Genomic DNA, 24534 nt, shown 5'->3' on the forward strand with positions numbered 1-24534 from the left:
GTACTAGCCCGGGTAGGGGAGGAGGCCGGAGGCGATCCGCTCCCAGGATGCCTTCAGCTCGGCGAGCAACTCCGGCCTGTCGGGGGCGAGATCGGCCTGTTCGCGCAGATCGGCGCCTAGGTCGAAGAGGTGGTCGTCGCCGTCCTCGTCCTGGTAGTACTTCCAGTCCCCGCGCCGCAGCGCCCGGTTGGCCCGCACCCGCCAGAACAGGTCCCGCTCGGGCGGCTGTTCGCCCTTCAGTAGGTAGCCCGCGAGGCTCGTGCCGTCCAGCGGGTACGCCGGGTCGGGGCGGGCGCCGGCCAGCTCCAGGAAGGTCGCGGTCCAGTCGGGGGAGAAGTTCGGCTCGTGGCTGACCTGGTCGCCGTCGATGCGGTGCGGCCAGCGCACGATGGTCGGCACCCGGATGCCGCCCTCCTGGAGCACGAACTTCTCGCCGCTCAACGGCCAGAGGTACGACCAGCGTTCACCGCCGTTGTCGCTGGCGAAGTACACCAGCGTGTTCTCCTCCTGCCCGGACCGGCGCAGCGCGGCGAGCACCTCGCCGACGGCCGCGTCGAGGCTCTGCACCATCTCCGTGTACTTGGCGACCGAGCCGCCGTCGTAGTGGTTGAGGGCGTTGCTGATCTCCAACGGTGTCTTCGCGGCCCGGATCCTCGCCGCGATCTCGGCGCCGGTCTCCTCGTCGCCCTCCGCGAGCCAAGGCCAGTGCGGGGTGGTGAAGTTGAGGTTCAGCAGCCACGGCTCGTCGTGCTTGCGGCCGACGTACTCCACGGCCCGCTCGGTCAGCACCTGCGTGTAGTAGCGCAGGTCCTTGTAGGTCGCGTCGCCCTCGTACAGGTCGTAGTCACCGAGCTGGCCGAGCTTGGAGAAGTACTCCAGCACGCCCCCGTGGTTGCCGAAGAACTCGTCCCAACCCGACTTCGTGGGGCTGTAGTCGGGCAGCCAGCCGCAGTGCCACTTGCCGATGAGGGCGGTGGAGTAGCCCGCCTTCTTCAGCAGGGAGGCGAGGGTCGGGTGGCTCGGGTCAAGCCCCTGCGTCCTGTTGGCGATCGGTTCGGCCAACCCGCCCGGCGTACGGCCCGGGTAGCGCCCGGTGTACAGGCTGAACCGGGTCGGGGAGCAGGTCGCCGAGCCCGAGTACGCGTCCGTGAACCGCACGCCCTGCCGGGCCAGCCGGTCCAGGTTCGGCGTCTTGATGTGCGGGGCGCCGTAGGAGGAGAGGTCGGCCCAGCCGAGGTCGTCGCCCAGGATGACGAGGAGGTTGGGGCGCTTGCCGGAGGCGGCGGGGCGGGCCTTGAAGGGGCGCTCGGCGGGGGCGGCCTCGGCGGCCTCGGCGGTGGCGGCCGTACCGGCGACGGCGGTGACGGCGCCGCCACCGACCAGGCCGCCGAAGGCGCGGCGGGATATCTCGGGCATGCGAGGTCCTTGTGGGGAAGACGGCGGGAGGCGACGGAAGCCGTGGGGGGCGTGCCCTCCATGTGATCACCGGGCCCGCCCCAAGCCCAGCCATCCGCCCGGGAGTTCACGGACCTGAAACGTCACCCCGGCCGGAACCACAGCCGCCCTTCAGCTCACCACTTTCAGCAACAGCACCGCCCGCGCCGGCACCGTGATCGCCGCCCCCGCCCGGTGCACCACCCCCGGCGCCTCGCCCTGCTCCTCCCGCGACGTGTCGACGACCACCTCGTACCGCTCCGCCCACGGCGGCCCCGGCAGGACGAAGCTCACCGGCCGGTGGCCCGCGTGCAGGACGGCGAGGAAGCTGTCGTCGACGATCGGGGCGCCGCGTTCGTCGCGGCCGGGGATGTCCCGGCCGGAGAGGTACATGCCGAGGGTGGCGGCGGGCGCGTACCAGTCCCTTTCCGTCATCTCCGTGCCGTGCGCGGTGAACCAGGCCAAGTCCCTTATGCCGTCAGCCGAATGGGCCCGCCCGGAGAAGAACGCCCGGCGGCGCAGCACCGGATGGCGGTGGCGCAGGTCGATCAGCCGGGCGGTGAGATCGGTCAGCGCCGCCCAGCCGGGGTCCTCCCGCAGGCCCCAGTCCACCCAACTGATCTCGTTGTCCTGGCAGTAGGCGTTGTTGCTGCCCCGCTGCGTCCGCCCCAGCTCGTCACCCGCGACCAGCATCGGCACACCCGTGGAGAGGAGGAGGGTGGTGAGGAGATTCCTCAACTGCCGCCGCCGCAGCGCCTTTACGCGCTCGTCGTCCGTCTCGCCCTCGACCCCGCAGTTCCAGGACCGGTTGTCGTCGGTCCCGTCCCGATTGCCCTCGCCGTTGGCCTCGTTGTGCTTGCGCTCGTACGACACCAGGTCCCGCAGGGTGTAACCGTCGTGCGCCGTGATGAAGTTGACCGAGGCGTAGGGGCGGCGGCCGCCCCACGCGTACAGGTCACTCGACCCCGACAGGCGGTACCCGAGGTCCCGTACGTCCGGCAGCGCGCCGCGCCAGAAGTCCCGGACGGCGTTGCGATAGCGGTCGTTCCACTCCGTCCACAGGGGCGGGAACGCACCCACCTGGTAGCCGCCCGAGCCGACGTCCCAGGGCTCGGCGATCAGCTTCACCCGTCGTAGCACCGGGTCTTGGGCGATCACCGCGAGGAACGGGGACAGCATGTCGACGTCGTGCATCGAGCGGGCCAGCGCCGCCGCGAGGTCGAAGCGGAAGCCGTCGACGCCCATCTCGGTGACCCAGTAGCGCAGGGAGTCGGTGATGAGCCGGAGCACGTGCGGCTGGACGACGTGCAGGGTGTTGCCGCAGCCGGTGTAGTCCGTGTAGCGGCGGGCGTCGCTCTGGAGGCGGTAGTAGCCGCGGTTGTCGATGCCCTTCAACGACAGCATCGGGCCCAACTCACCCGCTTCCGCCGTGTGGTTGTAGACCACGTCGAGGATGACCTCGATCCCGGCCTCGTGCAGCGCCCGCACCATCCGCTTGAACTCGCCGACCTGCTGGCCCGCCGTACCGGTCGCCGCGTAGCCCGCGTGCGGGGCGAAGTAGCCGATGGAGTTGTAACCCCAGTAGTTCTTCAGGCCTCTGCGCAGCAGATGGTCCTCGTGCGCGAACTGGTGCACAGGAAGCAGCTCTACGGCCGTCACGCCCAGCTTCACCAGGTGCTCGATCGCCGCCGGGTGCGCCAACCCGGCGTAGGTGCCCCGGAGTTCCTCGGGTATCCCGGGGTGCAGCTTGGTGAAGCCGCCGACGTGGAGTTCGTAGATGACCGAGTCCGCCCACGGTGTCTTCGGGCGGCGGTCGTCCATCCACTCGTCGTCGGTGGTGTCGTCGTGGACGACGACACCCTTCGGGACGTGGGGCGCGGAGTCGCGGTCGTCGCGCACGGTGTCCGCGACCTGCTGCTGCGGCCAGTCACGGACGTGCGCGTACACCTCGGGCGGCAGCCCGAACTCGCCGTCCACCGCGCGGGCATAGGGGTCGAGGAGCAGCTTCGCCGGGTTCCAGCGGGCGCCGGTCCACGGGTCCCAGCGGCCGTGCACCCGGAAGCCGTAGCGCTGCCCGGGCAGCACACCCGGCAGGAAGCCGTGCCAGATCTCGTGCGTCAGCTCGGTGAGGGGGACCCTGGCCTCCACGCCCTCCGCGTCGAAGAGACACAGCTCGACGGCCTCCGCACCCCCCGCCCACAGCGCGAAGTTGGTGCCCGCCACCCCGTCCGGGCCGACCCGGTACCGGGCCCCCAACGGCATCGGCGTCCCCGGCCACACGGGCATCGGGGGCCCGGTGTGCGGGGCGCCGTTCAGCACGGGTGCGGCGCGTGGCGACGGTACGGCCGCCTCGACGACGGCTCGCTCCACCGGCACGCCGTCGTCGACGTGCCCCTCCTGCACGGCCTCCTGCTCGGCTGCGCTCGACACCGTCCGGCCTCCTGCGGCTCATGGAACGACGAGGTGAAGGGCGCGCGGCGTCCCGGTCGCGTGTGCCTGTCATGTCGTCCTCCCCACTGTTCTGCCCAGAGCTTGCGTCGCACTCACGTTTCCCTGAGGCGGGCCCGCTCGTTGGGCACTCCGTGAGGCATGCACAAGGGCGCGCGAGGCGCGCAGGGGTCGCACTGGCCGCCGTACTGACATGGGCAGGACTGCTGGCCGGAGCCGCCGGCTGTACTTCGGACGGCTCGGGCGGGGGCGGTATCGGCGAGATCTTCGGCAAGGCGCCGGCGCCCGAGGATGTGATCCGGATCTCGCCGGAAGATGCCAGCAAAGGCGTCAAACCCGACCAGCGGCTCGTGGTCCGGGTGCCCAGCGGGCGGCTGGAGTCCGTGCAGGTGGTCAAGGCGCAGGACGCCCAGGACACCCCCGTCCCCGGCCACATCTCCGACGACGGACTGCGCTGGGAGCCCGAGGACGGAAAGCTCGCGCTGGCCGCCGAGTACACCGTCGACGCGGTCGCCCTCGACGGCGACGGCCGCCGCTCCGCCCGGCACACCACGTTCACGACCTACGTCCCCGACGAGCGGTTCATCGCCTACGTCACTCCGGAGAACCGCGCCACCGTCGGCACCGGGATGATCGTCTCCCTCGGCTTCAACCGGGAGATCGAGAACCGGGCCGCCGTCGAGCGCGCGATCCACGTCACCGCGAAACCGGCCGTCGAGATCCGCCCGCACTGGTTCGGCAAGACCCGGCTCGACCTCCGCCCCGAGACCTACTGGAAACCCGGCACCCAGGTCACCGTCTCCCTCCGCCTGCGGGACGTGGAAGGCGCGAAGGGCGTCTACGGCCTCCAGTACAAGACGTTCTCCTTCACCGTCGGCCGCAGCCAGGTCTCCCTCGTCGACGCCGCCAAACACACCATGGAGGTGCGGCGCGACGGCGACCTGCTGGCCACCGTGCCGATCACGGCCGGCGCCCCCGGGAAGACCACGTACAACGGGAAAATGGTGGTCATGGAGATGCTGGAGGTGACCCGTATGAACAGCCGCACGGTCGGCTTCGGCGGTGAGTACGACATCCCCGACGTCCCGCATGCCATGAAGCTCACCGACTCCGGCACCTTCCTGCACGGCAACTACTGGGCGCCGACCGCCCCCGGACGCGTCAACGTCAGCCACGGGTGCGTGGGGTTGAGGGACGTCAAGGGCGGCGGCTCGGACACCCCGGCCGGGTGGTTCTTCGACCGGAGCATCGTCGGGGACGTCGTCGAGGTCGTGCACAGCAACGACAAACAGGTCGCCCCGGACAATGGCCTCGGCGGGTGGAACATGGGTTGGAAGGAGTGGAAGGCGGGCAGTGCGCTGAGGTGACCCGGGAAGGGGCCGGGTCCCTGTGCCAGGCGGCAGTTGAAGTTGCGACCGAACGGTGACATTCGCCTGACATGAAGCTCAAAACCTGGCGGTTAATATGCGCGGACGTGCACGTCAGATGCGCGAAGGGGTGCGGGCCGGACCGGGCCCGGCGAGGGGAGAAAGTCTTGAACGTGCGACCGATATCGGGGGCGTCGGTTGACGCGCGCGGCCGGAGAAACAAGGGGCTGCTGGCGCTGATCCTCGGCGTGCTGCTGCTCGCCGTCACCGCGTGCGGAGGCGGCGGCGGTTCCAACTCCGGGTCCGGCTCGGGCGACAGCAAGGCCAAGGGGTCGGACACGGCCGAGACCAAGCAGTCGCAGGCCGTCGTCACCATCGCCCCGAAGAACGGCTCGAAGTCCGTCGACACCAGCGGCGCCCTCAAGATCAGCGCCGCGAAGGGCAAGTTGACCGAGGTCGAGGTCAAGGACACCGACGGCACCAAGGTCTCCGGCGCGATCACCGGCGGCGGCGCGAGCTGGACGCCGGCCACGCACCTGGCCGCCGCCACCAAGTACACCGTGCACGCGGTCGCCAAGGACTCCGACGGCCGGGTCGCCGCCGAGGACTCCAGCTTCACCACGCTGACCCCGAAGAACACCTTCATCGGCGACTTCACCCCGGAGGACGGCTCCACGGTCGGCGTCGGGATGCCGTTCTCGGTCAACTTCACCCGGGGCATCACGCACCCGGACGACGTGAAGAAGGCCTTCACCATCACGACCGTGCCGGCCGTCGACGTCGAGGGCCACTGGTTCGGCAACGACCGCCTCGACTTCCGCCCCGAGAACTACTGGAAGTCCGGCACCAAGGTCACCGTCAAGCTCAACCTCGACGGCGTCGAAGGCCGCCCCGGCGTCTACGGCAAGCAGACCAAGACGGTCTCCTTCACCATCGGCCGCAACCAGGTCTCCGTGGTCGACGCCAAGAAGCACACCATGAAGGTCACCCAGGACGGAAAGACCATCAAGACCATCCCGGTCACCACCGGCAAGCCCGGCTACGACACCTGGAACGGCCAGATGGTCATGAGCGAGAAGCTCGAAGTGACCCGGATGAACGGTGAAACGGTCGGCTACGGCGGCGAGTACGACATCAAGGACGTCCCGCATGCCATCCGCCTCACCACCTCCGGCACCTTCATCCACGGCAACTACTGGGGCGGCGGCGCCTTCGGCAACTACAACGCCAGCCACGGCTGCGTCGGCCTCCAGGACGTCAAGGGCGGCTACAGCAGCAGCGTTCCGGCCGCCTGGTTCTTCAACCACTCGATGATCGGCGACGTCGTGGTCGTCAAGCACTCCAACGACGAGACCGTGGCGCCGGACAACGGGCTCAACGGCTGGAACATGTCGTGGGCGAAGTGGAAGGCGTGAACCGCTAGTTGATGTGCGGGCCCGGTGCTGTGACACACAGCACCGGGCCCGTTGTCGTTAGCGCGCGTTAACCTGCCCCCATGACCGTGAATCTCGAAGTCGCCGAGGGCGTCGGCACCATCCGCCTCGACCGCCCACCGATGAACGCGCTGGACGTCGCCACCCAGGACCGCCTCAAGGAACTCGCCGAGGAGGCCTCGCGTCGCGACGACGTGCGGGCCGTGGTGGTCTACGGCGGGGAGAAGGTGTTCGCCGCGGGTGCGGACATCAAGGAGATGCAGCGGATGGACCATGCGGGGATGGTCGTTCGGTCGCGGGCGTTGCAGGAGTCGTTCACGGCGGTGGCCCGTATCCCCAAGCCGGTCGTGGCTGCGATCACGGGCTATGCGCTGGGCGGGGGTTGCGAGTTGGCGTTGTGCGCGGACTTCCGGATCGCCGCCGACAACGCGAAGCTCGGTCAGCCGGAGATCCTGCTCGGGTTGATTCCGGGGGCGGGTGGCACGCAGCGGTTGGCGCGTCTGATCGGTCCGTCGAAGGCGAAGGACCTGATCTTCACGGGCCGTATGGTCAAGGCGGACGAGGCGCTTCAACTGGGCCTGGTGGACCGGTTGGTGCCCGCCGCCGACGTGTACACGGAAGCGCACGCGTGGGCGGCGAGGTTGGCGCAGGGGCCGGCGATCGCGTTGCGTGCCGCGAAGGAAGCGATCGATACCGGGTTGGAGACGGACATCGAGACCGGGCTGGCGGTCGAACGGACGTGGTTCGCGGGGCTGTTCGCGACCGAGGACCGTGAGACGGGGATGCGGAGCTTCGTCGAAGAGGGCCCCGGCAAGGCGAAGTTCCTCTGAGTCGGACCGTCAAGCTCCGGTGAACCGGACCGTCAAATACCGCTCAACCACTTGCAATTGACGTGATGTCTCATACGGGTCCCTCGGTGGCGCGGTTTATGGGAACCTTAACGTGACCTTAAGCCTGCCTTGTCGAGGGAGCCTGTCGATTGCCTCCAACAGAGCCTTCACCGCAGGTCGGAGGGGCTGTCGCGAGCCCTGAAATGACACTGGCACATGCCAATCGGATGTCGCGGAACGGGGGCTTGCGGGGGGCGTATTCCTCCGGAACAGCCCCGGAGCCCGTTCGGGGCGGCCATGATGGACGCATGGCGGGGCTGGAAGGTATCGGACAGCCGCGGGGACAAGGCCGTGCGACCGCGGCGCGCTGGTCGCCTGCGGTCGAGGACGAGCGGGCACTTAAAGCGATCGAGTTGTTCGGCAATCCGACGGAGGCGGAGGTTCCGCTCCCGTCCCGTCCGGAGTCCGCCGCCACGGCCCGCCGGCTCACCCAGATCGTCGTTCTGCGGCACTGGGGGCTCAGCCCGAAGCTGACCGAGGACGCCGTCTTACTTGTCTCGGAGCTTGTCGGAAACGCCGTACGGCATACGGGTGCGCGGGTGTTCGGGCTGCGGATGAAGCGGCGGCGGGGCTGGATCCGGGTCGAGGTTCGTGATCCCTCGCGTGGGCTGCCGTGTCTGATGCCGGTTCAGGAGATGGACCTGAGTGGACGGGGACTGTTCCTCGTCGACAAACTTTCCGACCGTTGGGGCGTCGATCTGTTGCCTCGCGGGAAGACGACGTGGTTCGAGATGCGCGTCTCTGATCGTTGAGCGAACTGCTGTGATGCCGGGACAGGTTGTCGGTTTTCTGCGGCGCCGTGGTGGCTGTCGCATCCACGCGGCGGAGCCGGACATCGATACAGCCCCGCGCCCCTTTGAGGCGCGACCCGTGCGGGTCCCCCAAACGGGTTAATGCCCCGGTTTCTTACTCTGCGCCCCTTAAATGGGCCGGGTGACCACGACCGACCGCCGTACGGCGTTGCGTGCGGGTGCCGGGCTCGTCGCCGGGGGCGCTCTCGCCGCCGGATGTGCCACGACCGGCTCCACCGCATCCCCCGCCGCCCCCGCCAGCGGACCTGCGCCCGCCGCCAGGGCGACGCCGCCCACCGCACCCGCCCCCCGCGCCTTCCCCCAGCAGCCCGCGCAGATCACCCACGGACCCCGCGACCACCCCCGCATCGCGCTCACCTTCCACGGCCAGGGCGACCCCAAGATCGCCACCGCCCTCCTCACCGAGGCCGAGAGACACGGCGCCCACGTCACCGTCCTCGCCGTCGGCACCTGGCTCGACACCCACCCCGGGATGGCCCGCCGCATCCTCGACGGCGGCCACGACCTGGGCAACCACACCCAGCGGCACATCGCCGTCAACACCCTGTCCGAGGCCGACGCCCTGGCCGAGATCACCGGCTGCGCCGACCGCCTCAAGCGGCTCACCGGCTCGATCGGCACCTGGTTCAGGCCCTCGCGCGCCCCGGCCGCGTCCCCGCTCGTCCAGCGCCTGGCCCACCGCGTGGGCTACCCGCACGTGCTGTCCTACGACGTCGACTCCCTCGACTTCACCGCGCCCGGCGCCCCCGCCGTCACCCGCAAGGTGCTCGCCGAGGTCCGCAACGGGTCGGTCGTCAGCATGCACTTCGGGTACGCCGACACGGTCGCCGCGCTCCCCGCCGTACTGGAAGAACTCCACCGCCGCGGACTGCGCGCGGTGACGACCACGGAGCTGCTGAGCTGATGCGACACATCCCCCTCACCCGCGCCCTCGTCGCCGGGATCGCCCTCGCCGCCCTCGCAGGCTGCGGCTCGCAGGACCACGCCGACGAGGCCCTCGGCACCAAGGCCGCGCTCCAGCCGCAGCAGCAGAAGAAGGTGCAGGTCGCGCGGGCGCTGCCCGGTATGCCGCCGGTGCTCGACCCGGCCGACGTCTACGCGGCCGACCGCCCCAACCAACTCTCCCCGGTGGTCCGGGACTTCCCCTCCCGGGTCTACGTCCCCAACACCAACTCCAACACGGTCTCGGTGATCGACCCGAAGACGTACAAGGTCGTCGAGACCATCCCGGTCGGCGTCCAGCCCCAACACGTGGTCCCCTCCTGGGACTTGAAGACGCTGTGGGTCAACAACGACCGGGGCAACACCCTCACCCCGATCGACCCGCGAACGGGCAGGGCGGGCAAGCCCGTTGACGTGCACGACCCGTACAACCTGTACTTCACGCCCAACGGCAAGTACGCGATCGTGATGGCCTCGCTGGACCGGCAGCTGGTGTTCCGGGACGCGCACACGATGAAGACGGTGAAGGCGGTCCACGTCGGCTGCTACGGCGTCAACCACGCCGACTTCTCCCCGGACGGGCGGTACTTCATCGTCTCCTGCGAGTTCAGCGGCGAACTGCTGAAGGTCGACACCGAGAAGATGAAGGTCATCGGGCAGCAGAAACTGCCGTTCCACGGCTCGATGCCGCAGGACGTCAAGATCTCGCCGGACGGCAAGAAGTTCTACATCGCCGACATGATGGCCAACGGCATGTGGGTCCTGAACGGCGACACCTTCGCCAAGCCGGACTTCCTGCCCACCGGCAAGGGCTGCCACGGCCTGTACATCAGCCGGGACTCGCGCGAGATGTACATCTCCAACCGCGGCGAAGGCACCATCTCCATCTTCGACTTCACCAAGAACAAGCTGACGAAGAAGTGGCACCTCCCGGGCGGCGGCAGCCCCGACATGGGCGGCGTCTCGGCCGACGGCAAGGTCCTGTGGCTGTCCGGCCGCTACAACTCCGAGGTCTACGCCATCGACACCCGCACCGGCACCCAGCTCGCCCGCATCAAGGTCGGCGGCGGTCCGCACGGCCTCGCGGTCTACCCGCAGCCGGGCCGCTACTCGCTGGGCCACACGGGCATCTTCCGCTGACCGGATCCCAAAACGGACTGAAATCCGGTCAGTTGGACACGCCCCCGTACGAGTGATGATCCACAGTCCGCCGCCGCAGATCCGGGATCGTGCCCCGCATGATCACCCTTCACCTGCGGCGGCGGACCGCTGCCGCCGTCCTGTCCCTCGCGGCCGTCTTCGCCACGACCGCCGCCACCGTCCCCGCCCACACCCCGGCCCGCGCCGCGGCGCCCGCCTGCCCCGTCGTCGCCGACCCCGCGATGGCCGCCGTCGACCAGCGCGTGGACATCAGCCGCATCACCCCCGACCCGGTCTGGCGCACCAGCTGCGGCACCCTCTACCGCAGCGACAGCCGCGGCCCCGCGATCGTCTTCGACCAGGGCTTCGCCCCCAAGGACGTCGTCGACGGCCAGTACGACATCGAGAAGTACGTCCTGGTCAACCAGCCCTCGCCGTACGTCTCGACGACGTACGACCACGACCTGTACAAGACCTGGTACAAGTCGGGCTACAACTACTACATCGACGCCCCGGGCGGTGTGGACGTCAACAAGACCATCGGCGACACCCACAAGTGGGCCGACCAGGTCGAGGTCGCCTTCCCCGGCGGTATCCAGCGGCAGTACGTCATCGGCGTCTGCCCCGTCGACAAGAAGACCAAGGTCGAGATCATGAGCGACTGCGAGAGCAACCCGAACTACCGCCCGTGGCACTGACGTTCAGCACGTACTGACGGCTACCGCGCGCTGAGCAGCACCGCCTCCGAACCCACCGGACGGTAGCCCGCCGCCAGGAACGCCCGCATGCTGCGGGCGTTCCCCGGCGCGACCTGCGCCCACAGCGGCTCGGCGGTGAGGTGGCGGGCGGCGGCCACCAGGGCCCGCCCCAGCCCTCGGTGCCGTACGCCTTCGTCGATCTCGACGGAGACCTCAAGCCGGCCGCCGACCCCGCGGCCCAGCACCACCACACCACCCTCCGTCGTCCACGCGCGCACGTCGTCGCGCCGGCCGCGGGCGTACACGATGCGCGGATGGTCGCCGTCCGTGATCTCAGTGAGGGGGAGCGGGGGTTCACCCGCCAGCGGGGACCCCACGAGCATCGCGTCGATCGTCTCCGACCTACGGCCCGTCCGTTCCAGCAGGGCCATCAGGAACCACGGGTTCATCGGCGCCGCGAGCGCGTCGCACGGCACGGCGGCGAGGGTGTCGTGGACCCACTGCGGATCCTCGTCGATGAAGACGACGGCGTGCGCGGTGAAGGCGAGGACCCCCGCGTCCCGTTCGGACATCTGCGGTACGACGGTCACGCGACCGTCCGGCGGCAGGACGACACCCCGCGCCACCGCGTCGAGAATGTCCCGAAGAGTCTCCATCACCAAGCTCCCTGCTTTTTCTGCCGCTTGAGTCTCCACCCACTGGAAGGCCCACACTCACAGACATGATCGACGACGGCACCGGACTCCTCACCATCGGGGAACTGGCCAGGTCCACCGGACTGACCGTGCGCACCATCCGCTACTGGTCCGACGAGGGCGTCCTCACCCCGGTGACCCGCTCCGCGGGCGGCTATCGGCTCTACGACGCCGAGTGCGTCGCCCGCCTCGAACTGATCCGTACCCTGCGCGAGTTGGGCCTCGGCCTGGACGCCGTGCGCAAGGTGCTGGCCGGTGAGACGACGGTCGCGGAGGTGGCCGCCGCGCATGTGGTGGCACTGGACGCGCAGATCCGTTCACTGAGGGTGACCCGGGCGGTGCTGTCGACCGTCGCGAGACGCGGTTCGACCGCGGAGGAGATGACGCTCATGAACAAGCTGGCACGGCTGTCGGCGGCCGAACGCAGGCGGATCATGGAGGAGTTCGTGGAGGAACTGTTCCACGAACTCGACGCCGTCGATCCGTGCATCAAGGAGCGGATGCGCTCCATCGCGGTGGACCTGCCGGACGACCCGACCCCCGAACAGGTCGACGCCTGGGTGGAGTTGGCGGAGATGGTGCAGGACCCGGAGTTCCGGGCGCAGATGCGCAAGGCCGTCGAGTTCAACGCCTCGGACCAGGAGCGCGCCGCCGTCCGCGGCCGGTCCACCTGGTTCCCCATGCGGCTGGTGCAACTGGGCGCGGAGGCCAGGGAGCGGGGGATCGCCCCCGAGTCGCCGGAGGCCGAGGCGATCCTGCGGGAGGTGCTCGGCGACGGCGGCGACCCGGCCGTCGTACTCGAACGGATGGAGTCGGCGTCCAACGAACGGCTCGCCCGCTACCGGGAGTTGCTGGCCACGGTGAAGGGCGGCGGGCCCGCGGCGGCGCACCGGCCGGAGTTCGCGTGGGTGGTCGCCGCACTGCGGGCGCGCGCGGCCGGTTAGTCTGACGTCCGTCAACAGGCAGTAAAGCGTTACGAAGGGGCGGATCCGGTGGCGGACATCGAGGAAGCACGCAAGCATTTCCAGCGGATCGACACGGACGGTGACGGTGTCATCACCGCGGCCGAGTTCAAGACCGCCCTGGCCCAGGGAGGCGACTGGAACGTCACCGAGACGGTCGCGGAGGCCATCATCAAGAGCCGGGACCTCAACGGGGACAAGGTCCTGTCGTTCGACGAGTTCTGGGCCCACCTGAACAAGTGACCCGAGAGTGATCTCTGTCTGAGCGGAAGGGGCGCCCGTCCTACGGTGGACGGGCGCCCCTTCCGTCATGTCGGGCGGTGAGTCATGGCCTGCGGCGGCTGCTCCTGATCCGTACGCTCCAGCGGCCCTCGTGCCGTTCCAGGACCAGCGGCAGGTCGAAGCACTTGCCGACCTGGTCACTGGTGAGGACGTCGGCCGCCGGGCCCTGTGCGAGGGGGCGGCCGTCGCGCAGGAGCAGGGCGTGGGTGGTGCCGACGGGCAGTTCCTCCAGGTGGTGGGTGACCAGGACCGTGGCCAGGTCCGGATGTTCCCGGCGCAGCCCGTCCAAGGCGTCGAGCAGCCGCTCCCGGCCCGGGAGGTCCAGGCCGGTGGCCGGTTCGTCGAGCAGCAGGAGCCGGGGCTCGGGCATCAGCGCGCGGGCGATCAGTGTCCGGCCGCGCTGCCCCTGGGAGAGCGTGGGCCAGCGGGTGTCGCGGAGTTCCGCCAGCCCCAACGTGCCCATGAGCCGGTCGGCTCGCGCCAGCTGCTCGGGCGTCGGTCGCCAACGGGGGAGCGGGGCAACGGAGTTGGTCAGCCCGGTCAGGACCACCTCCCGCACCCGCAGGGGTTCGGTGAGCGGGTGACGGGGGTTGACGTGCCCGACGTAGGACCGCAACTCCCGTACGTCGACCCGGCCCAGCCGTCGCCCGAGCACCTCCACCGTCCCTCCCGTCGGGTGCACCTGCGCCCCGAGCAGGCTCAACAGGGTTGATTTTCCTGCCCCGTTGGCGCCGAGAAGCGCCCAGTGCTCGCCGGTGCGGACGGTGAGGGAGACCTCGGCGAGGATGGGGCGGCCGTCGCGTACGACCCGGACGTTCTCGGCGCGCAGGACGTCTGTCATCGCCGCACCCGGTTCACCGCGGAGAGGACGGCCTGCGCGGAGGCTGCCGGACCCTCCGCCGCACCCCACACCGTGACGCCGTTCACCCGGCACTCGGCGTAGGCGGCCGTTCCGTCCTCGGTGAGTTCCAGCACGTCCACCGCGCATCCGGTCGCGGCGAGCGTGTCGACGAGGGCGGAGATGTCCAGGCCCGCCAACTCGGCCTGCTCGGGCGGCCCTTCCACCACGTAGGTCTCCCGGAACAGCGCGTACAGCTCCTTCGGTGTCGCTTCCCGGCCACTCGCGTCCGTCGTCTCCTGGACGACCCGGGAGAAGTCGGGCCGCATGCGCGGCGGCAGGTCGAGGCCGTGGTGGGTGCGCAGCAGATACGCCATTCCGCCCTTGCCGGACTGGGAGTTGACGCGGATCACCGCCTCGTAGGAACGGCCCACGTCGGCCGGGTCGATGGGCAGGTAGGGGACGGACCAGGGGGCGCGGCCCTCGGGTACGCCCAACTCCGCCGCCCTGCGGGCGTGTTGGGCGAACCCCTTGCTGATCGCGTCCTGGTGGGTGCCCGAGAACGCCGTGTGGACCAGGTCGCCGGCGTACGGGTGGCGGGGGTGCACCGGCAGTCGGTTGCAGTGCTCGACGGTCTCCCGGACCGTGTCGATGTCGCCCAAGTCGACCATGGGGTCCACGCCTTGGGCGTACAGGTTCAGGGCGAGGGTCACCAGATCGACGTTGCCGGTGCGTTCGCCGTTGCCGAACAGGCAGCCCTCGACGCGCTGGGCACCGGCCAGGACGGCGAGTTCGGCGCAGGCCACGCCGGTGCCGCGGTCGTTGTGTGGATGGACGGAGAGGATCACCGAGTCGCGCCGGGAGAGATTGCGGTGCATGTACTCGATCTGGTCGGCGTAGACGTTCGGCGTCGCGATCTCGACCGTGGCGGGGAGATTGTGCGTGACCGGCCGGTCCGGGCTCGCGTCCCACAACTCCGTGAGCCCGTCGCACAGTTCGAGGACGAAGTCGGGCTCGGTGAGGTTGAACGTCTCCGGCGAGAACTGGAAACGGATGCCGGGCGTGTCCCCGGCCCGGCGCGCCATGTGCTCGGCCGCCGCGCGCACGGTCGCCCACACCTCGCCCCGGTCCCGGCCCAGGACGACCTCACGCCACACCGGGGAGGTCGCGATGTACAGGTGGACCACCGCACGGGGCAGTCCCTCGACCGCGTCGAAGGTGCGGTCGATCAGCTCCGGCCTGGCCGGGGTGAACGCGACCGGCGTGACATCGTCCGGCACGGCCCCGGAGGCCACCAGGTGCCGTACGAAGTCGAAGTCGGTGCGGCTCGCGGAGGGATAGCCGACCTCGATCTCCTTGAAACCGGTCGCCACCAGCAGGTCGAACAGCCGGCGCTTGCGCGGGGTGTCCATCGGCTCGGCGAGCGCCTGGTTGCCGTCGCGCAGGTCGACGGGGACCCAGAGGGGAGCGCGGTCGATCCGGGCGGCGGGCCAACTCCGGTCCCCGGCAGGGACGTTGACGCGTTCGTGGAAGGGTCGGTAGCGGTCGTACGGCATCGGGCTCGGGCGCTGGGGGTTCCAGCTGAAGGGGGATGCGGTGGTCATCGTCTGCTGACTGCTCTCGGCTCGGTCGGACGGTGACCGGCAGCACGGCGTCCCGCGGCGGGGTGCCGGTCGCGTCAGGCCCCGCCGCGGCAGCCGAGAAGAAGGAGACCACGAAGCGTCATGCCGGTAGGCTAGCCACACCTCAGGTCCTCAGACAAGTGAGAATCTGCTGAGTGCCGATGAGCCAGATGAACCTGCCGATACCGCTGATTCCGAGTTGGTGAGCTGCCCGTGCCGCTAGGTCCAGTCCGTCCCAGTCCCCTCGTCGAGCAGGCGGCCGAGCGGTTGCGCGCGCAGATCGCCGTCGGCGAGTGGCCGGTCGGCAGCAAACTGCCCGGCGAGACCACGCTGGCAACGGAGTTGGGCGTGGGCCGTTCCACGGTCCGTGAGGCGTTGCGGGCGCTCGCCGGGGCGGGACTGGTCCGGCCGCGGCAGGGCGCCGGGGTCTTCGTCGTCGCCACCGAACCCGCCGAGGACTGGCCGACCCGGCTGCGGCGGGCCGCGGTGACCGACGTCTACGAGGTGCGGATGGGCGTCGAGGTCCAGGCGGCCCGGCTGGCGGCGAGCCGTCGTACGCCCGAGGACGTGACGGCGATGGAGCGTGCGCTGGAGGCCCGTCGGGCCGCCGCCGGGGCGGACGACATCGCGTTCGTCGACGCCGACATCGCGTTCCACGCGGCCGTGGTCGCCGCCGCCCACAACCCCGTACTCGCCGATATCTTCGGCCAGTTCACGCCGGTGCTGCGGGAGGGGCTGGTGGAGCTGCTGGCGCTGACGGAGCTGCGCGCGCACGATCCGAACACCGGGGACGAGGCGCACGAGGCGCTGGTGCGGGCGGTCGCGGAGGGGGACGCGGAGACGGCGGCGGAGGTGCTGCGGGCGGAGCTGGAGGATCCGTTCGGGGAGTAGGTTCCGCGGGCGCGGCGTCACTCGTGCGGGGGGAGGTGCCGGAATAGGGGACGGACACGCGGGGTTGAGGCCCCCAGACGCATGCGTATGCATGGAATCTGGTTCGGCGGAGGGTCTGTCATGAAGATCGGCATCATCGGCGCGGGCAACATCGGCGGCAACCTCACCCGGCGGCTCACCGCGCTCGGTCACGACGTCTCCGTAGCCAACTCGCGCGGCCCGCAGACGCTCACCGCGCTGGCCGAGGAGACGGGGGCGACCCCCGTACCGGCCGAGGAGGCGGCGAACGGGGCCGAAGTCGTCGTCGTCACCGTCCCGTTGAAGGCGGTCCCGGACCTGCCCAAGGGCTTCCTGGACGGCGCGGCCGAGAACGTCGCGGTCATCGACACCAACAACTACTACCCCGGGCGCGACGGCCGGATCGCCGCGATCCTCGACGACGGCGTCACGGAGAGCCGCTGGGTCGCGCAGCAGATCGGCCACACCGTCATCAAGGCATTCAACGGCACCTCCGCCCAGGACATCCTGGACCGCCCCCGCCCGTCCGGCGCCCCCGACCGCCTCGCCCTCCCGGTGTCCGGCGACGACGAGGCCGCGAAGCGTGCGGTCCGGGCCCTGATCGACGACCTCGGCTTCGACACGGTCGACGCGGGCACCCTCGACGAGTCCTGGCGGCAGCAGCCGGGGACGCCGGTGTACGGGCTGCGGGAAGGCGTGGCCGGGATCGAGAAGGGGCTGGCGGAGGCTTCGCGGGAGCGGACCGGGGACTTCAAGGGCTGAGCGGCCGGCTCACCCGACCGTCAGGCGTCCTTCGCCCACGTCTGCAGTGCCGCCTTGGTCGTGAAGTCGGCGACGTCCTTGTCGTGGGGGTCCGAGGTGTACTGGTGGAACTTCCAGTCCGCCTGGATGCGGGGCTTGCCGGCCGTGACGTAGTCGGCGATCCAGAGGCCGTCGCCCGCGTAGGACGTCTTGTCGATGGTGAGCCAGAAGTTGCGGTTCGTGTAGAGGATGACGCGGTTGTTCGGGCGGAGGGACTTCACCTTGCGGATGAAGCTGTCCTTCTCGGCGTTCGTGGCGTGGGTGCCGTCGCCCGTGGTCTCCCAGTCGACGGCCAGCAAGTCGCCCGCTTTTTCAGGGGCCTTGCTGACGAAGTACTCCGCCTGGGCCGTGATGTCGCCCGGCCAGAGGAAGTGGTAGAAGCCGACGACCAGTCCCGCGTCACGGCCCGTTTTCGTCTGGGCGGTGAGTCTGGGGTTGACGTACGAATGGCCCTCCGTCGCCTTGATGAAGACGAAGGAGGAGCCGTCCGTGTCGTACGCGGTGGACTGGAACGCGCTTACGTCGATGCCATGCAACATGGGGGACTTGTGCCCCGTCCCCGCTATCCGGAACCTCAGCTTCTGGTGGCCACCGACGACAGCACCGACGCCGACTTCGACGACCAGTCAGAAGTGATCACGCTTGCGTGGTCCGCTGCCAGTAGTGCCAATTTGGCGGCGACTTCGTCGTCTGTGGGGGCCGTCGAGGAGATCGCCGGGGCCACCGCGTACCCGTCCGTCATGATCAGGATGTAGTGGTTCGTGGAGTAGAACGACGTGTCGTAGCCGTTGTTGACGTACGTCGCCGCGTCACCGTCGAAGAAGACGAACCACGGGCGGATCGAGGTGTCCGAGGTCCAACGGCTCGCCCTGGGATCGCCGTTGGCCGCGCCCAGCACCGCCGGGAAGGCCTGTGCCTGCGCGATCGTGCCGGCCGCGTACAGGTCGCGGAGATGGTCGCCGTACTCCTGGTCCGTCCAGTAGTGGTCGAACGGGTTGGCCTGCTCGACCGTGCCGGGGATCAGTTCGAAGATGAACTTGCCCTTGAGGTCGTCGCGTGAGGGCCACGCGTTCGCCTGGGCCGCCGCGTCGAGCGTGGAGTAGGAGGAGCCGAGCAGGTCGGACGGCTTGTAGACGCTGCTGCCGAGCTTCTGCGAGACCAGGGTGTCGAACGCGGTCGGGCCGAGACCGATGGTCTGGTTGAAGCCCACCTTCATCTCCACCTTGATGATGATGGGCGCGTGGTCCGGGTGCAGGGTGTTCCAGGCGGCCATGTTGTCCAGGCAACTGCCGAGGTCCTGGTTACGGTCCTTGCTGTACAGGTCGGCGGGGGTGCTCGCGTACTCGCAGTTGTTGTCGTTGGAGAACAGGTCGCTGTGGCTGACCCGCCACCGCTTGCTCAGACTGTCGACGTAGACGTCGAGTTCGAGCAGCGAGGCCCCGGAGTCCAACGCCTGCGCCCAGTACGTGTACTTGTCCTTCTCGTACGCGTTGTGCGTCCCGATCGTCGTCGTCTCGGAGAACTTCGCCGCCGCCGCATGGGCGTTGCCCGCGGCCCCCGTCACCAGCAGGGCGGCGGTGCCCAGCAGCGCCGCCAGCCGTCTTATCGCCTTCATGAGTCTCAAGTCCCCTTCGCCGTGGCCTAGTTGGAGCCTTGGTGGCGGCAGCAGCGTAGGGCGAAGCGGTTACTGTCCGGTAGCCCCTGGAGGAACATCGGCTTCCGCAAGGTGCGGGAGGGTCGTTGTCTTTTCCTGCGTATTGCATTCGCCGCCCTCGACATGGCCGAGTGGGCCGACGGGTTCGTCCCCTCCGTGCCCGAGGTGTGGGAGTACTACCGCAACGAGGGAGGCGCTGCCCGCCTTCGGCTGACCGGCCGCGCGGCAGCTCTGGGAACTTCCTGGGAACCCGGTCGGCCGCGCGCCGCCCCGCGCCTGTGACCTGCACCCGTTCCGCGCCGACTCTCAGAAACCTCTCAGAACCTCTCCGGAACCCGGCAATCGCGTACGCCACCTTGTGCGGGACGACGTCCCCGAAAGCCCCGGAGGGTTCCCGCGATGCCTGCCTCTACGACGGCCACGACGACCACGACGGCCACGACGGCTACGACCAGTACAAGGTCTCGTCCTCCTTCCTCCGTCCCCAGGCCGGACGGTCCGGGGGCCAGCGCCCTCGAAGGCGCGGCGGCCGCGCTGTGCGGGCTCGTCGCCATGGCCGCCGTCGCGTGGCTCGCGTTGTGGTTGCTGGGGGCCGGGTCGGTTGGATCGCCGGGCACTATGGCAATGGCCTTGGCCGCCACGGCGGTTGGCGGCTCGGTGAGTGCCGGATCCGTCAACTCCGGTGGAGGCGCGGGCGGTTCGGGGTCGATCGGTTCGATGCTGTCCGGGCTCTTCGGTGGTGGCGGAGGCGGGATGAGCCCGTCGATGAGCGGCGCCGCCGACGTCGCGCCGCTCGGGGTGACGCTCGTCGGGTCCCTCGTGCTGTGGCTGGTGTTCTCGCGGCGGTTGCGGCAACGGCACGTCACCGCACGGGAGTTGGGCGCGCGGGCCGCCGGTGCCGGGGCCGCGGCGCTGGTCGCGTTCGCGCTCGTGGCCACCCTCGCGCACGGGACGTTCAGCCTGCCCGCGTCGGCGATGAGCCGCGGGCTCGGCGGCGGAGGGCAGGGCGCCGGGGCGAGCGGTGCCGGCAGCGGCGCGATGGGCGCGCTCGGCGGGATGTTCGGCGGCAGCGGGAGCAGTGGCGGTGGCGGTGCCGCGCAGGGCACGACCATGTCGTACGACGTCCACGTCGGCGCGACCGCGTTCGGCGCGCTGGTGTGGGTGGCCGTCGTGCTCGCGCTGGGGTGCCTGGTCAGCCGTCGGGTGCGGGTGCCCTTGGGCGGGGCCGTGGACCGGGTGCGGCCCGGGTGGGCGCCGAGTCTCGCGGCCGTCGTACGCACACTCCTGGTCCTGGTCGTCGTACCGATGGCGTTGGTGACGTTCGTCGGGGTCGTGGTCGGTGGGCGGGTCGGGACGGTGGCCGGTGGGGTGCTGCTGCTCGCGCCGAACGCGCTGGCCGTGCTGCTGACGCTGGGCGTGGGCGCGCCCTGGACCGCCGCGACGCACCCGGTGCAGAGCCAGGGCGGCAACCCGCTCGCCTCGCTCATGGGCGCCCTGGGCGGCGGCGGACAGCAGGCCACCGCGCAGCAGCAGGACCGTACCGAGCACCTCAGGAGTCTGGCGGTCGGTGGCTGGCCGCTGTGGCTCGGGGCGCTCGTGGTGACCGCCGTCATCCTCCTGAGCTGCGCCTTCGTAGCCGCCCGGAACACGGTCCCCGCGCACAGCCGCCCGCTGCATCGCTACGACGGTCCGCTCGCCCGGCAGCTCGGGACGGCCGAGCGGTTCGGGGTCGTTACGGCGGTCGTCCTGGGGTCGGCGGCCTGGCTGGCCGGGGCGTCCGGGCACTTCGGGGTCAGCATGTTCGGGAGTGAAATGGGCGGTATGCGGGCCGAGTTGAGCGGCAGTGTGCTGTGGACGGTGGTGTTCGGGCTGCTGGGCGGAGGCGTGGCCGGTTTCCTGGGGAGCCTGCTGCGCACAGCGGACCTTTACGGAGGAATGACATCCGCCCGCCGTATCCTCGCGCGCAAGTCCCCGTCGGCCGCGTCCTCGCACGCCCCGGCGCCGGGAACCGATCCCGGCGCCCTGGAGGCACCCCTTGGCAACCGTTGAGCGGGCCGGACCGCACCTGTCCCGGCCCACCACCACGGACGTGAACCTGCTGGTCGTGGACGACGAACCGACCGTACGGGAGCTGCTGTGCGCGGCGCTGCGGCACGCGGGTTTCACGGTCGCCTCGGCCGCCACCGGGCAGGAGGCGCTGGACGGGGCGCGTGATGTGTCGCCGGATCTGGTGCTGCTGGACGTGATGCTGCCCGACATGGACGGCTTCGAGGTGATCCGGCGGCTGCGGGAGCAGCGGGGTGCGGGCTCGCGCGCTGGGCACATCCCGGTCGTGTTCCTCACCGCCCGCGACGCCACCCAGGACAAGATCGATGGGCTGGTCCTGGGCGGCGACGACTACGTCACCAAGCCCTTCGACCTCCAGGAGCTGATCGCCCGGATCGGCGCGGTGCTGCGCCGCACGAGCGGTGACCCCTCGGCGCTGCTGCGGGTCGCCGATCTCGAACTCGACCCGGAGGGCGTCCAGACGACCCGCGCGGGCGAGCCGATACGGCTCTCGCCGACCGAATTCCGGTTGCTGCACTACCTGATGACCAACGCCGGGCGCACGGTCGGCAAGGCGCAGATCCTCGGGCGGGTGTGGGAGTACGACTTCGGCGGCGACACCGGCATCGTCGACACGTACATCAGCTATCTGCGGCGGAAGTTGGACAACGGCGGGCCGAAGCTCATCCACACGGTGCACGGGGTCGGGTACGTCCTGCGCGGGCCGAGGGCATGAGCACCCGCAACTGGCTCCGGCCGCGGGTGATGTGGGGGCGGGCCTCGCTGCGTAGCCGGGTGCTGCTGATCGCCGTGGTGCTGCTGACGGCCGGGTTCACCGCGTTCAGCCTCGTCACCGGGAACGCCCTGCGCGCCTACATGCGGGACCGGGTCGACGCCCAACTCCGTGCCTCCGCGCAGGTGTTCGCCCTGCTCCCGCCGGCCGTGGCGAAGAACGGGGCCGACGGGAAGATGCCGCCCGGGCTCACCGACTTCAGTACGGAGGTGCTGGGCAACCCGGTCATCACGTACGTGGACAAGGACGGCGTCGTCGAGAGCAGCATCGACTCGCTCGCCGGGCCGAAACGCACCGAGGACGCGTCGGGGCCCGACCTGCCCGGGCTGGACGCGTCCGCCGTCGCCGCCCGCGCGGGCAAGGCGTTCACCGTGGCCGGTACCTCGGGGGACACCCGGTGGCGGTCGATCGCCGTGCCCAGGGTCCCGCGTGCCGTGCTGTCGGGTGGTGGCGGTGGTACGGCCGACGACGCGGGCGGCAGTGTGATCGTGTCGGCGTCGATGAGCCAGGTGGACGGCACGGTGGACCGGATGTGGCACATCTACGAGACCACCGGGCTCGGGCTGCTCGTGGTGCTGGGGCTTGCCGGGTGGTTCGCGGTGCGTTCCGGGCTGCGCCCGCTGACCCGGATCGAGCAGACGGCGGCCGAGATCGCGGCCGGTGACCTGTCCCGCCGCGTGCCCGAACTGGCGGGCCCGCACACGGAGATGGGCCGTCTCGCCACCGCGCTGAACGGCATGCTCGCCCAGGTGGAGACCGCGTTCGCCGCCCGCGCGGAGTCCGAGGCGAGGATGACCCGCTTCGTCGCCGACGCCAGCCATGAACTGCGTACGCCGCTGGCCGGGATCAAGGGACTCACGGATCTGCATCGCATGGGCGCGGTCTCCGACCGGGCGGACATCGACGCGACGATGACCCGTATCGCCCGGGAGTCGGACCGTCTCGCCCGGCTGGTGGAGGACATGCTGCTGCTGGCGCGCTTCGACGAGTACAGCCTGGGCACCACCGGCGACTCCGGTCCGGCCCTCGAACTGGCCCCCACGGACCTGCGCACCCTCGCCGCCGACGCCCTGCACGACGTACGGGCCCTGGACGCGACCCGCCCGGTCACCCTCACCGGCCCGCACGGCACGGGCGCCCCCGCCTCGGCTCCCGCCCTGGCCGACGAGGCCCGCCTGCGCCAGGTCGTGACCAACCTCGTCGGCAACGCGGTCGCCCACACCCCGGCCGGCACCCCGATCCGCATCGGTGTGGGCACGGTCGGCGAGGACGCGGTCCTGGAGGTGGCGGACGAGGGGCCGGGGCTCACCCCGGCCCAGACCGCCCACATCTTCGAACGCTTCTACCGCGCCGACACGTCCCGTACGCGCGCCACCGGTGGCGCCGGGCTGGGGCTGGCCATCGTCGAGTCCCTGGTCACCGCGCACGCGGGGCGAGTTGAGATCGACTCGGCGCCCGGGCGGGGGGCGACCTTCAGGGTCCGGCTCCCGCTTTATTCCGAACTGCGGGCACCGGCCGGTGTGTTGGGGTGACGCCCGCGTGCCGCGTGCTCGGTGAGGACCTCGGTGAGCTGGCGGGTGGTCTGCCGGGCGACGCGCGGTTCGGTGGCCGCGTGACTCGTGTACGCGTTCAGCGCGGTGGTCAGGGCCCAGCCCATGCCGCGCGTCCAGGTGGCGTCGTCGAGGGCGAGTGCGGTGCGGAAGAGCGGGCGGGTCGTGGCCGACAGCAAGGTGTACGCGATGACCAGATCGCAGGCGGGGTCGCCCATGCCCAGGCCGCCGAAGTCGATGACGGCGGAGATACGGCCGTCGACGGTGAGCAGGTTGCCCGTGTGGAAGTCGCCGTGGCACCAGACCGGTTCGCGGTCCCAGGCGGGGGCGTCGAGCGCGTTGTCCCAGACCTCGGTCAGGGTGGCCGTGTCGAAGACTCCGTCCACGGCCTTGATCGCCGCCCGGGTCGACTGGTCGCGGGTGGCCAGCGAGGGGCGGGCCAACTCGGGGTGAGGCCCGGGGGTCAGGGCGTCGGCGGCGGGGATGTGCTGCAACGCCCGTAGGAAATCGGCGAGTTGAGCGGCGGCCAGGTCCGGGTCGGCGAGGCCGTCCACGGTCGCCGTCGTCCCGTCGAGCCAGCGGGTGACGGACCAGTGCCACGCGTAACCGCCGCCCGGCGCGCCGAGTGCGAGCGTTTCGGGTACGGCCAGGGGCAGTCGGTGTGACAGGAGGGGGAGCCAGGTGTGTTCCTTGGCGGCCTCGCCGTCCGCCCAGTCGCTCCGGGGCAGTCGTACGGACATGGTGTCGCCGAGCCGGTAGATGACGTGGTCCGAACCGGCGGGTTCCACGCGTTTCAGGGGCAGTTGGGACCACTGCGGGAACTGCGCGGCGAGCAGTGCGCGGACGAGTGCGGGGTCGCTGGCGGGGGCGATGGTCATCTCTCCCTCTCGTGTCCTCCAGGGCGAGGACGACACCGACCGGCCCACCGGGCGGGTAATGCGGCCACGTTACCGGGCGAGCTGATCAACTGCGCCTGCAATAAGCCGCGTTCGAGTCGCCCTCGGCCGGAGGCTCGCCGGTCGGCGGGTTGCCGTTGCCCTGCCCTGCACTGGGCGGTCGTCCCGGCTTCGGCCCGCCTCCCCTTCGTGTGGCTGCGCCGGGTGGCCTTCCAGTTCCGGTCGCCCGCGTCGGGTGGCTGTCCGCTCTGGCTGTCCGGTCGCTGGGTGGCTGGCCGTTCCTGCGGTCCGCCCTGTCGGACGGCTGTCGGTTCCGGTCGGC

The 24534-nt window shown here is 70.5% G+C and carries 22 protein-coding genes; 14 read left to right on the top strand and 8 right to left on the bottom strand.

What is annotated here, in order from left to right; all coding sequences use genetic code 11:
• Positions 1-3: 3 nt before the first annotated feature.
• On the bottom strand, positions 4-1416 hold the full coding sequence (locus OG496_RS38115) for a sulfatase (RefSeq protein ID WP_405974095.1): 1413 nt from the start codon (positions 1414-1416) through the stop codon (positions 4-6).
• Positions 1417-1566: 150 nt separating this feature from the next.
• Positions 1567-3864: a glycogen debranching protein GlgX gene (gene glgX / locus OG496_RS38120; protein ID WP_405974096.1), complete on the bottom strand. Its 2298-nt coding sequence runs from the start codon at positions 3862-3864 to the stop codon at positions 1567-1569.
• Positions 3865-4016: 152 nt separating this feature from the next.
• Between glgX and OG496_RS38125 the strand changes: the two genes are divergently transcribed.
• From OG496_RS38125 to OG496_RS38155, 7 genes are all read left to right on the top strand, one after another.
• A complete protein-coding gene (locus OG496_RS38125; protein ID WP_405974097.1) occupies positions 4017-5249 on the top strand; it encodes an Ig-like domain-containing protein in 1233 nt (410 codons plus the stop codon).
• 167 nt (positions 5250-5416) lie between these two features.
• The gene (locus tag OG496_RS38130; RefSeq protein ID WP_405974098.1) at positions 5417-6664 is read left to right on the top strand and encodes an Ig-like domain-containing protein; all 1248 of its coding nucleotides are present in this window, start codon (positions 5417-5419) and stop codon (positions 6662-6664) included.
• A gap of 80 nt (positions 6665-6744) precedes the next feature.
• Positions 6745-7512: an enoyl-CoA hydratase/isomerase family protein gene (locus OG496_RS38135; RefSeq protein WP_405974099.1), complete on the top strand. Its 768-nt coding sequence runs from the start codon at positions 6745-6747 to the stop codon at positions 7510-7512.
• A gap of 308 nt (positions 7513-7820) precedes the next feature.
• Positions 7821-8324 carry an anti-sigma regulatory factor gene (locus OG496_RS38140; protein ID WP_033282803.1) on the top strand — a complete coding sequence of 168 codons (504 nt, stop codon included), beginning with the start codon at positions 7821-7823 and terminating at the stop codon, positions 8322-8324.
• A 172-nt stretch (positions 8325-8496) separates the two neighbouring features.
• Entirely contained in the window at positions 8497-9288 is a 792-nt protein-coding gene (locus OG496_RS38145; protein ID WP_405974100.1) for a polysaccharide deacetylase family protein, read from the top strand.
• Entirely contained in the window at positions 9288-10466 is a 1179-nt protein-coding gene (locus OG496_RS38150; protein WP_405974101.1) for a hypothetical protein, read from the top strand. Before OG496_RS38145 ends, OG496_RS38150 begins: the two co-directional genes overlap by 1 nt.
• Positions 10467-10564: 98 nt before the next feature.
• Positions 10565-11164, top strand: coding sequence for an ADP-ribosyltransferase (locus OG496_RS38155; RefSeq protein WP_405974102.1), 600 nt, complete (start codon positions 10565-10567; stop codon positions 11162-11164).
• Between the two features lie 20 nt (positions 11165-11184).
• Here the strand turns inward: OG496_RS38155 and OG496_RS38160 are convergent, their stop codons facing one another.
• Positions 11185-11820 carry a GNAT family N-acetyltransferase gene (locus OG496_RS38160; protein WP_405974103.1) on the bottom strand — a complete coding sequence of 212 codons (636 nt, stop codon included), beginning with the start codon at positions 11818-11820 and terminating at the stop codon, positions 11185-11187.
• A 65-nt stretch (positions 11821-11885) separates the two neighbouring features.
• Here OG496_RS38160 and OG496_RS38165 point away from each other — a divergent pair, with 65 nt between their 5' ends.
• Positions 11886-12803, top strand: a complete 918-nt coding sequence (locus tag OG496_RS38165; protein WP_405974104.1) for a MerR family transcriptional regulator — start codon at positions 11886-11888, stop codon at positions 12801-12803.
• Positions 12804-12851: 48 nt separating this feature from the next.
• Positions 12852-13064 (top strand): EF-hand domain-containing protein, encoded by a 213-nt coding sequence (locus tag OG496_RS38170; RefSeq protein ID WP_033282798.1) that lies wholly within the window; start codon positions 12852-12854, stop codon positions 13062-13064.
• 82 nt (positions 13065-13146) lie between these two features.
• Here OG496_RS38170 and OG496_RS38175 read toward each other — a convergent pair whose 3' ends face one another.
• Positions 13147-13944: an ABC transporter ATP-binding protein gene (locus OG496_RS38175; protein ID WP_405974105.1), complete on the bottom strand. Its 798-nt coding sequence runs from the start codon at positions 13942-13944 to the stop codon at positions 13147-13149.
• Positions 13941-15545, bottom strand: coding sequence for a 2-isopropylmalate synthase (locus tag OG496_RS38180; protein ID WP_405974106.1), 1605 nt, complete (start codon positions 15543-15545; stop codon positions 13941-13943). The genes OG496_RS38175 and OG496_RS38180 overlap by 4 nt, the downstream gene beginning before the upstream one ends.
• A gap of 231 nt (positions 15546-15776) precedes the next feature.
• Between OG496_RS38180 and OG496_RS38185 the strand changes: the two genes are divergently transcribed.
• Both OG496_RS38185 and OG496_RS38190 read left to right on the top strand, forming a co-directional pair.
• Positions 15777-16454: a FadR/GntR family transcriptional regulator gene (locus OG496_RS38185; protein ID WP_405974107.1), complete on the top strand. Its 678-nt coding sequence runs from the start codon at positions 15777-15779 to the stop codon at positions 16452-16454.
• Positions 16455-16574: 120 nt separating this feature from the next.
• Positions 16575-17234 carry an NADPH-dependent F420 reductase gene (locus tag OG496_RS38190; RefSeq protein ID WP_405974108.1) on the top strand — a complete coding sequence of 220 codons (660 nt, stop codon included), beginning with the start codon at positions 16575-16577 and terminating at the stop codon, positions 17232-17234.
• A 20-nt stretch (positions 17235-17254) separates the two neighbouring features.
• Here the strand turns inward: OG496_RS38190 and OG496_RS38195 are convergent, their stop codons facing one another.
• On the bottom strand, positions 17255-17812 hold the full coding sequence (locus tag OG496_RS38195) for a glycoside hydrolase family 25 protein (RefSeq protein ID WP_405974109.1): 558 nt from the start codon (positions 17810-17812) through the stop codon (positions 17255-17257).
• A 35-nt stretch (positions 17813-17847) separates the two neighbouring features.
• Positions 17848-18888, bottom strand: coding sequence for a phosphatidylinositol-specific phospholipase C domain-containing protein (locus OG496_RS38200; RefSeq protein ID WP_405974110.1), 1041 nt, complete (start codon positions 18886-18888; stop codon positions 17848-17850).
• Positions 18889-19326: 438 nt separating this feature from the next.
• Between OG496_RS38200 and OG496_RS38205 the strand changes: the two genes are divergently transcribed.
• The 3 genes from OG496_RS38205 to OG496_RS38215 are packed head-to-tail and all read left to right on the top strand — an operon-like array spanning position 19327 to position 23298.
• Positions 19327-20976: a streptophobe family protein gene (locus OG496_RS38205; protein WP_405974111.1), complete on the top strand. Its 1650-nt coding sequence runs from the start codon at positions 19327-19329 to the stop codon at positions 20974-20976.
• The gene (locus OG496_RS38210) at positions 20963-21709 is read left to right on the top strand and encodes a response regulator transcription factor (protein ID WP_405974112.1); all 747 of its coding nucleotides are present in this window, start codon (positions 20963-20965) and stop codon (positions 21707-21709) included. Before OG496_RS38205 ends, OG496_RS38210 begins: the two co-directional genes overlap by 14 nt.
• Positions 21706-23298: a sensor histidine kinase gene (locus OG496_RS38215; protein ID WP_405974113.1), complete on the top strand. Its 1593-nt coding sequence runs from the start codon at positions 21706-21708 to the stop codon at positions 23296-23298. The genes OG496_RS38210 and OG496_RS38215 overlap by 4 nt, the downstream gene beginning before the upstream one ends.
• On the opposite strand, the gene OG496_RS38220 is transcribed toward OG496_RS38215, so the two are convergent.
• On the bottom strand, positions 23259-24194 hold the full coding sequence (locus tag OG496_RS38220; protein WP_405974114.1) for an aminoglycoside phosphotransferase family protein: 936 nt from the start codon (positions 24192-24194) through the stop codon (positions 23259-23261). The two genes, OG496_RS38215 and OG496_RS38220, sit on opposite strands and share 40 nt — an antisense overlap.
• Between the last annotated feature and the right edge of the window lie 340 nt (positions 24195-24534).

Source organism: Streptomyces sp. NBC_00988 (assembly GCF_045162645.1).
In the GTDB taxonomy this organism is placed as follows: domain Bacteria; phylum Actinomycetota; class Actinomycetes; order Streptomycetales; family Streptomycetaceae; genus Streptomyces.

Coding starts and splice junctions, on each gene's coding strand:
- OG496_RS38115 (WP_405974095.1), bottom strand. CDS start 1,416: ATGCCCGAGATATCCCGCCGCGCCTTCGGCGGCCTGGTCGGTGGCGGC.
- OG496_RS38135 (WP_405974099.1), top strand. CDS start 6,745: ATGACCGTGAATCTCGAAGTCGCCGAGGGCGTCGGCACCATCCGCCTC.
- OG496_RS38140 (WP_033282803.1), top strand. CDS start 7,821: ATGGCGGGGCTGGAAGGTATCGGACAGCCGCGGGGACAAGGCCGTGCG.
- OG496_RS38145 (WP_405974100.1), top strand. CDS start 8,497: ATGGGCCGGGTGACCACGACCGACCGCCGTACGGCGTTGCGTGCGGGT.
- OG496_RS38150 (WP_405974101.1), top strand. CDS start 9,288: ATGCGACACATCCCCCTCACCCGCGCCCTCGTCGCCGGGATCGCCCTC.
- OG496_RS38155 (WP_405974102.1), top strand. CDS start 10,565: ATGATCACCCTTCACCTGCGGCGGCGGACCGCTGCCGCCGTCCTGTCC.
- OG496_RS38160 (WP_405974103.1), bottom strand. CDS start 11,820: ATGGAGACTCTTCGGGACATTCTCGACGCGGTGGCGCGGGGTGTCGTC.
- OG496_RS38165 (WP_405974104.1), top strand. CDS start 11,886: ATGATCGACGACGGCACCGGACTCCTCACCATCGGGGAACTGGCCAGG.
- OG496_RS38175 (WP_405974105.1), bottom strand. CDS start 13,944: ATGACAGACGTCCTGCGCGCCGAGAACGTCCGGGTCGTACGCGACGGC.
- OG496_RS38180 (WP_405974106.1), bottom strand. CDS start 15,545: ATGACCACCGCATCCCCCTTCAGCTGGAACCCCCAGCGCCCGAGCCCG.
- OG496_RS38190 (WP_405974108.1), top strand. CDS start 16,575: ATGAAGATCGGCATCATCGGCGCGGGCAACATCGGCGGCAACCTCACC.
- OG496_RS38195 (WP_405974109.1), bottom strand. CDS start 17,812: ATGTTGCATGGCATCGACGTAAGCGCGTTCCAGTCCACCGCGTACGAC.
- OG496_RS38200 (WP_405974110.1), bottom strand. CDS start 18,888: ATGAAGGCGATAAGACGGCTGGCGGCGCTGCTGGGCACCGCCGCCCTG.
- OG496_RS38205 (WP_405974111.1), top strand. CDS start 19,327: ATGCCTGCCTCTACGACGGCCACGACGACCACGACGGCCACGACGGCT.
- OG496_RS38215 (WP_405974113.1), top strand. CDS start 21,706: ATGAGCACCCGCAACTGGCTCCGGCCGCGGGTGATGTGGGGGCGGGCC.
- OG496_RS38220 (WP_405974114.1), bottom strand. CDS start 24,194: ATGACCATCGCCCCCGCCAGCGACCCCGCACTCGTCCGCGCACTGCTC.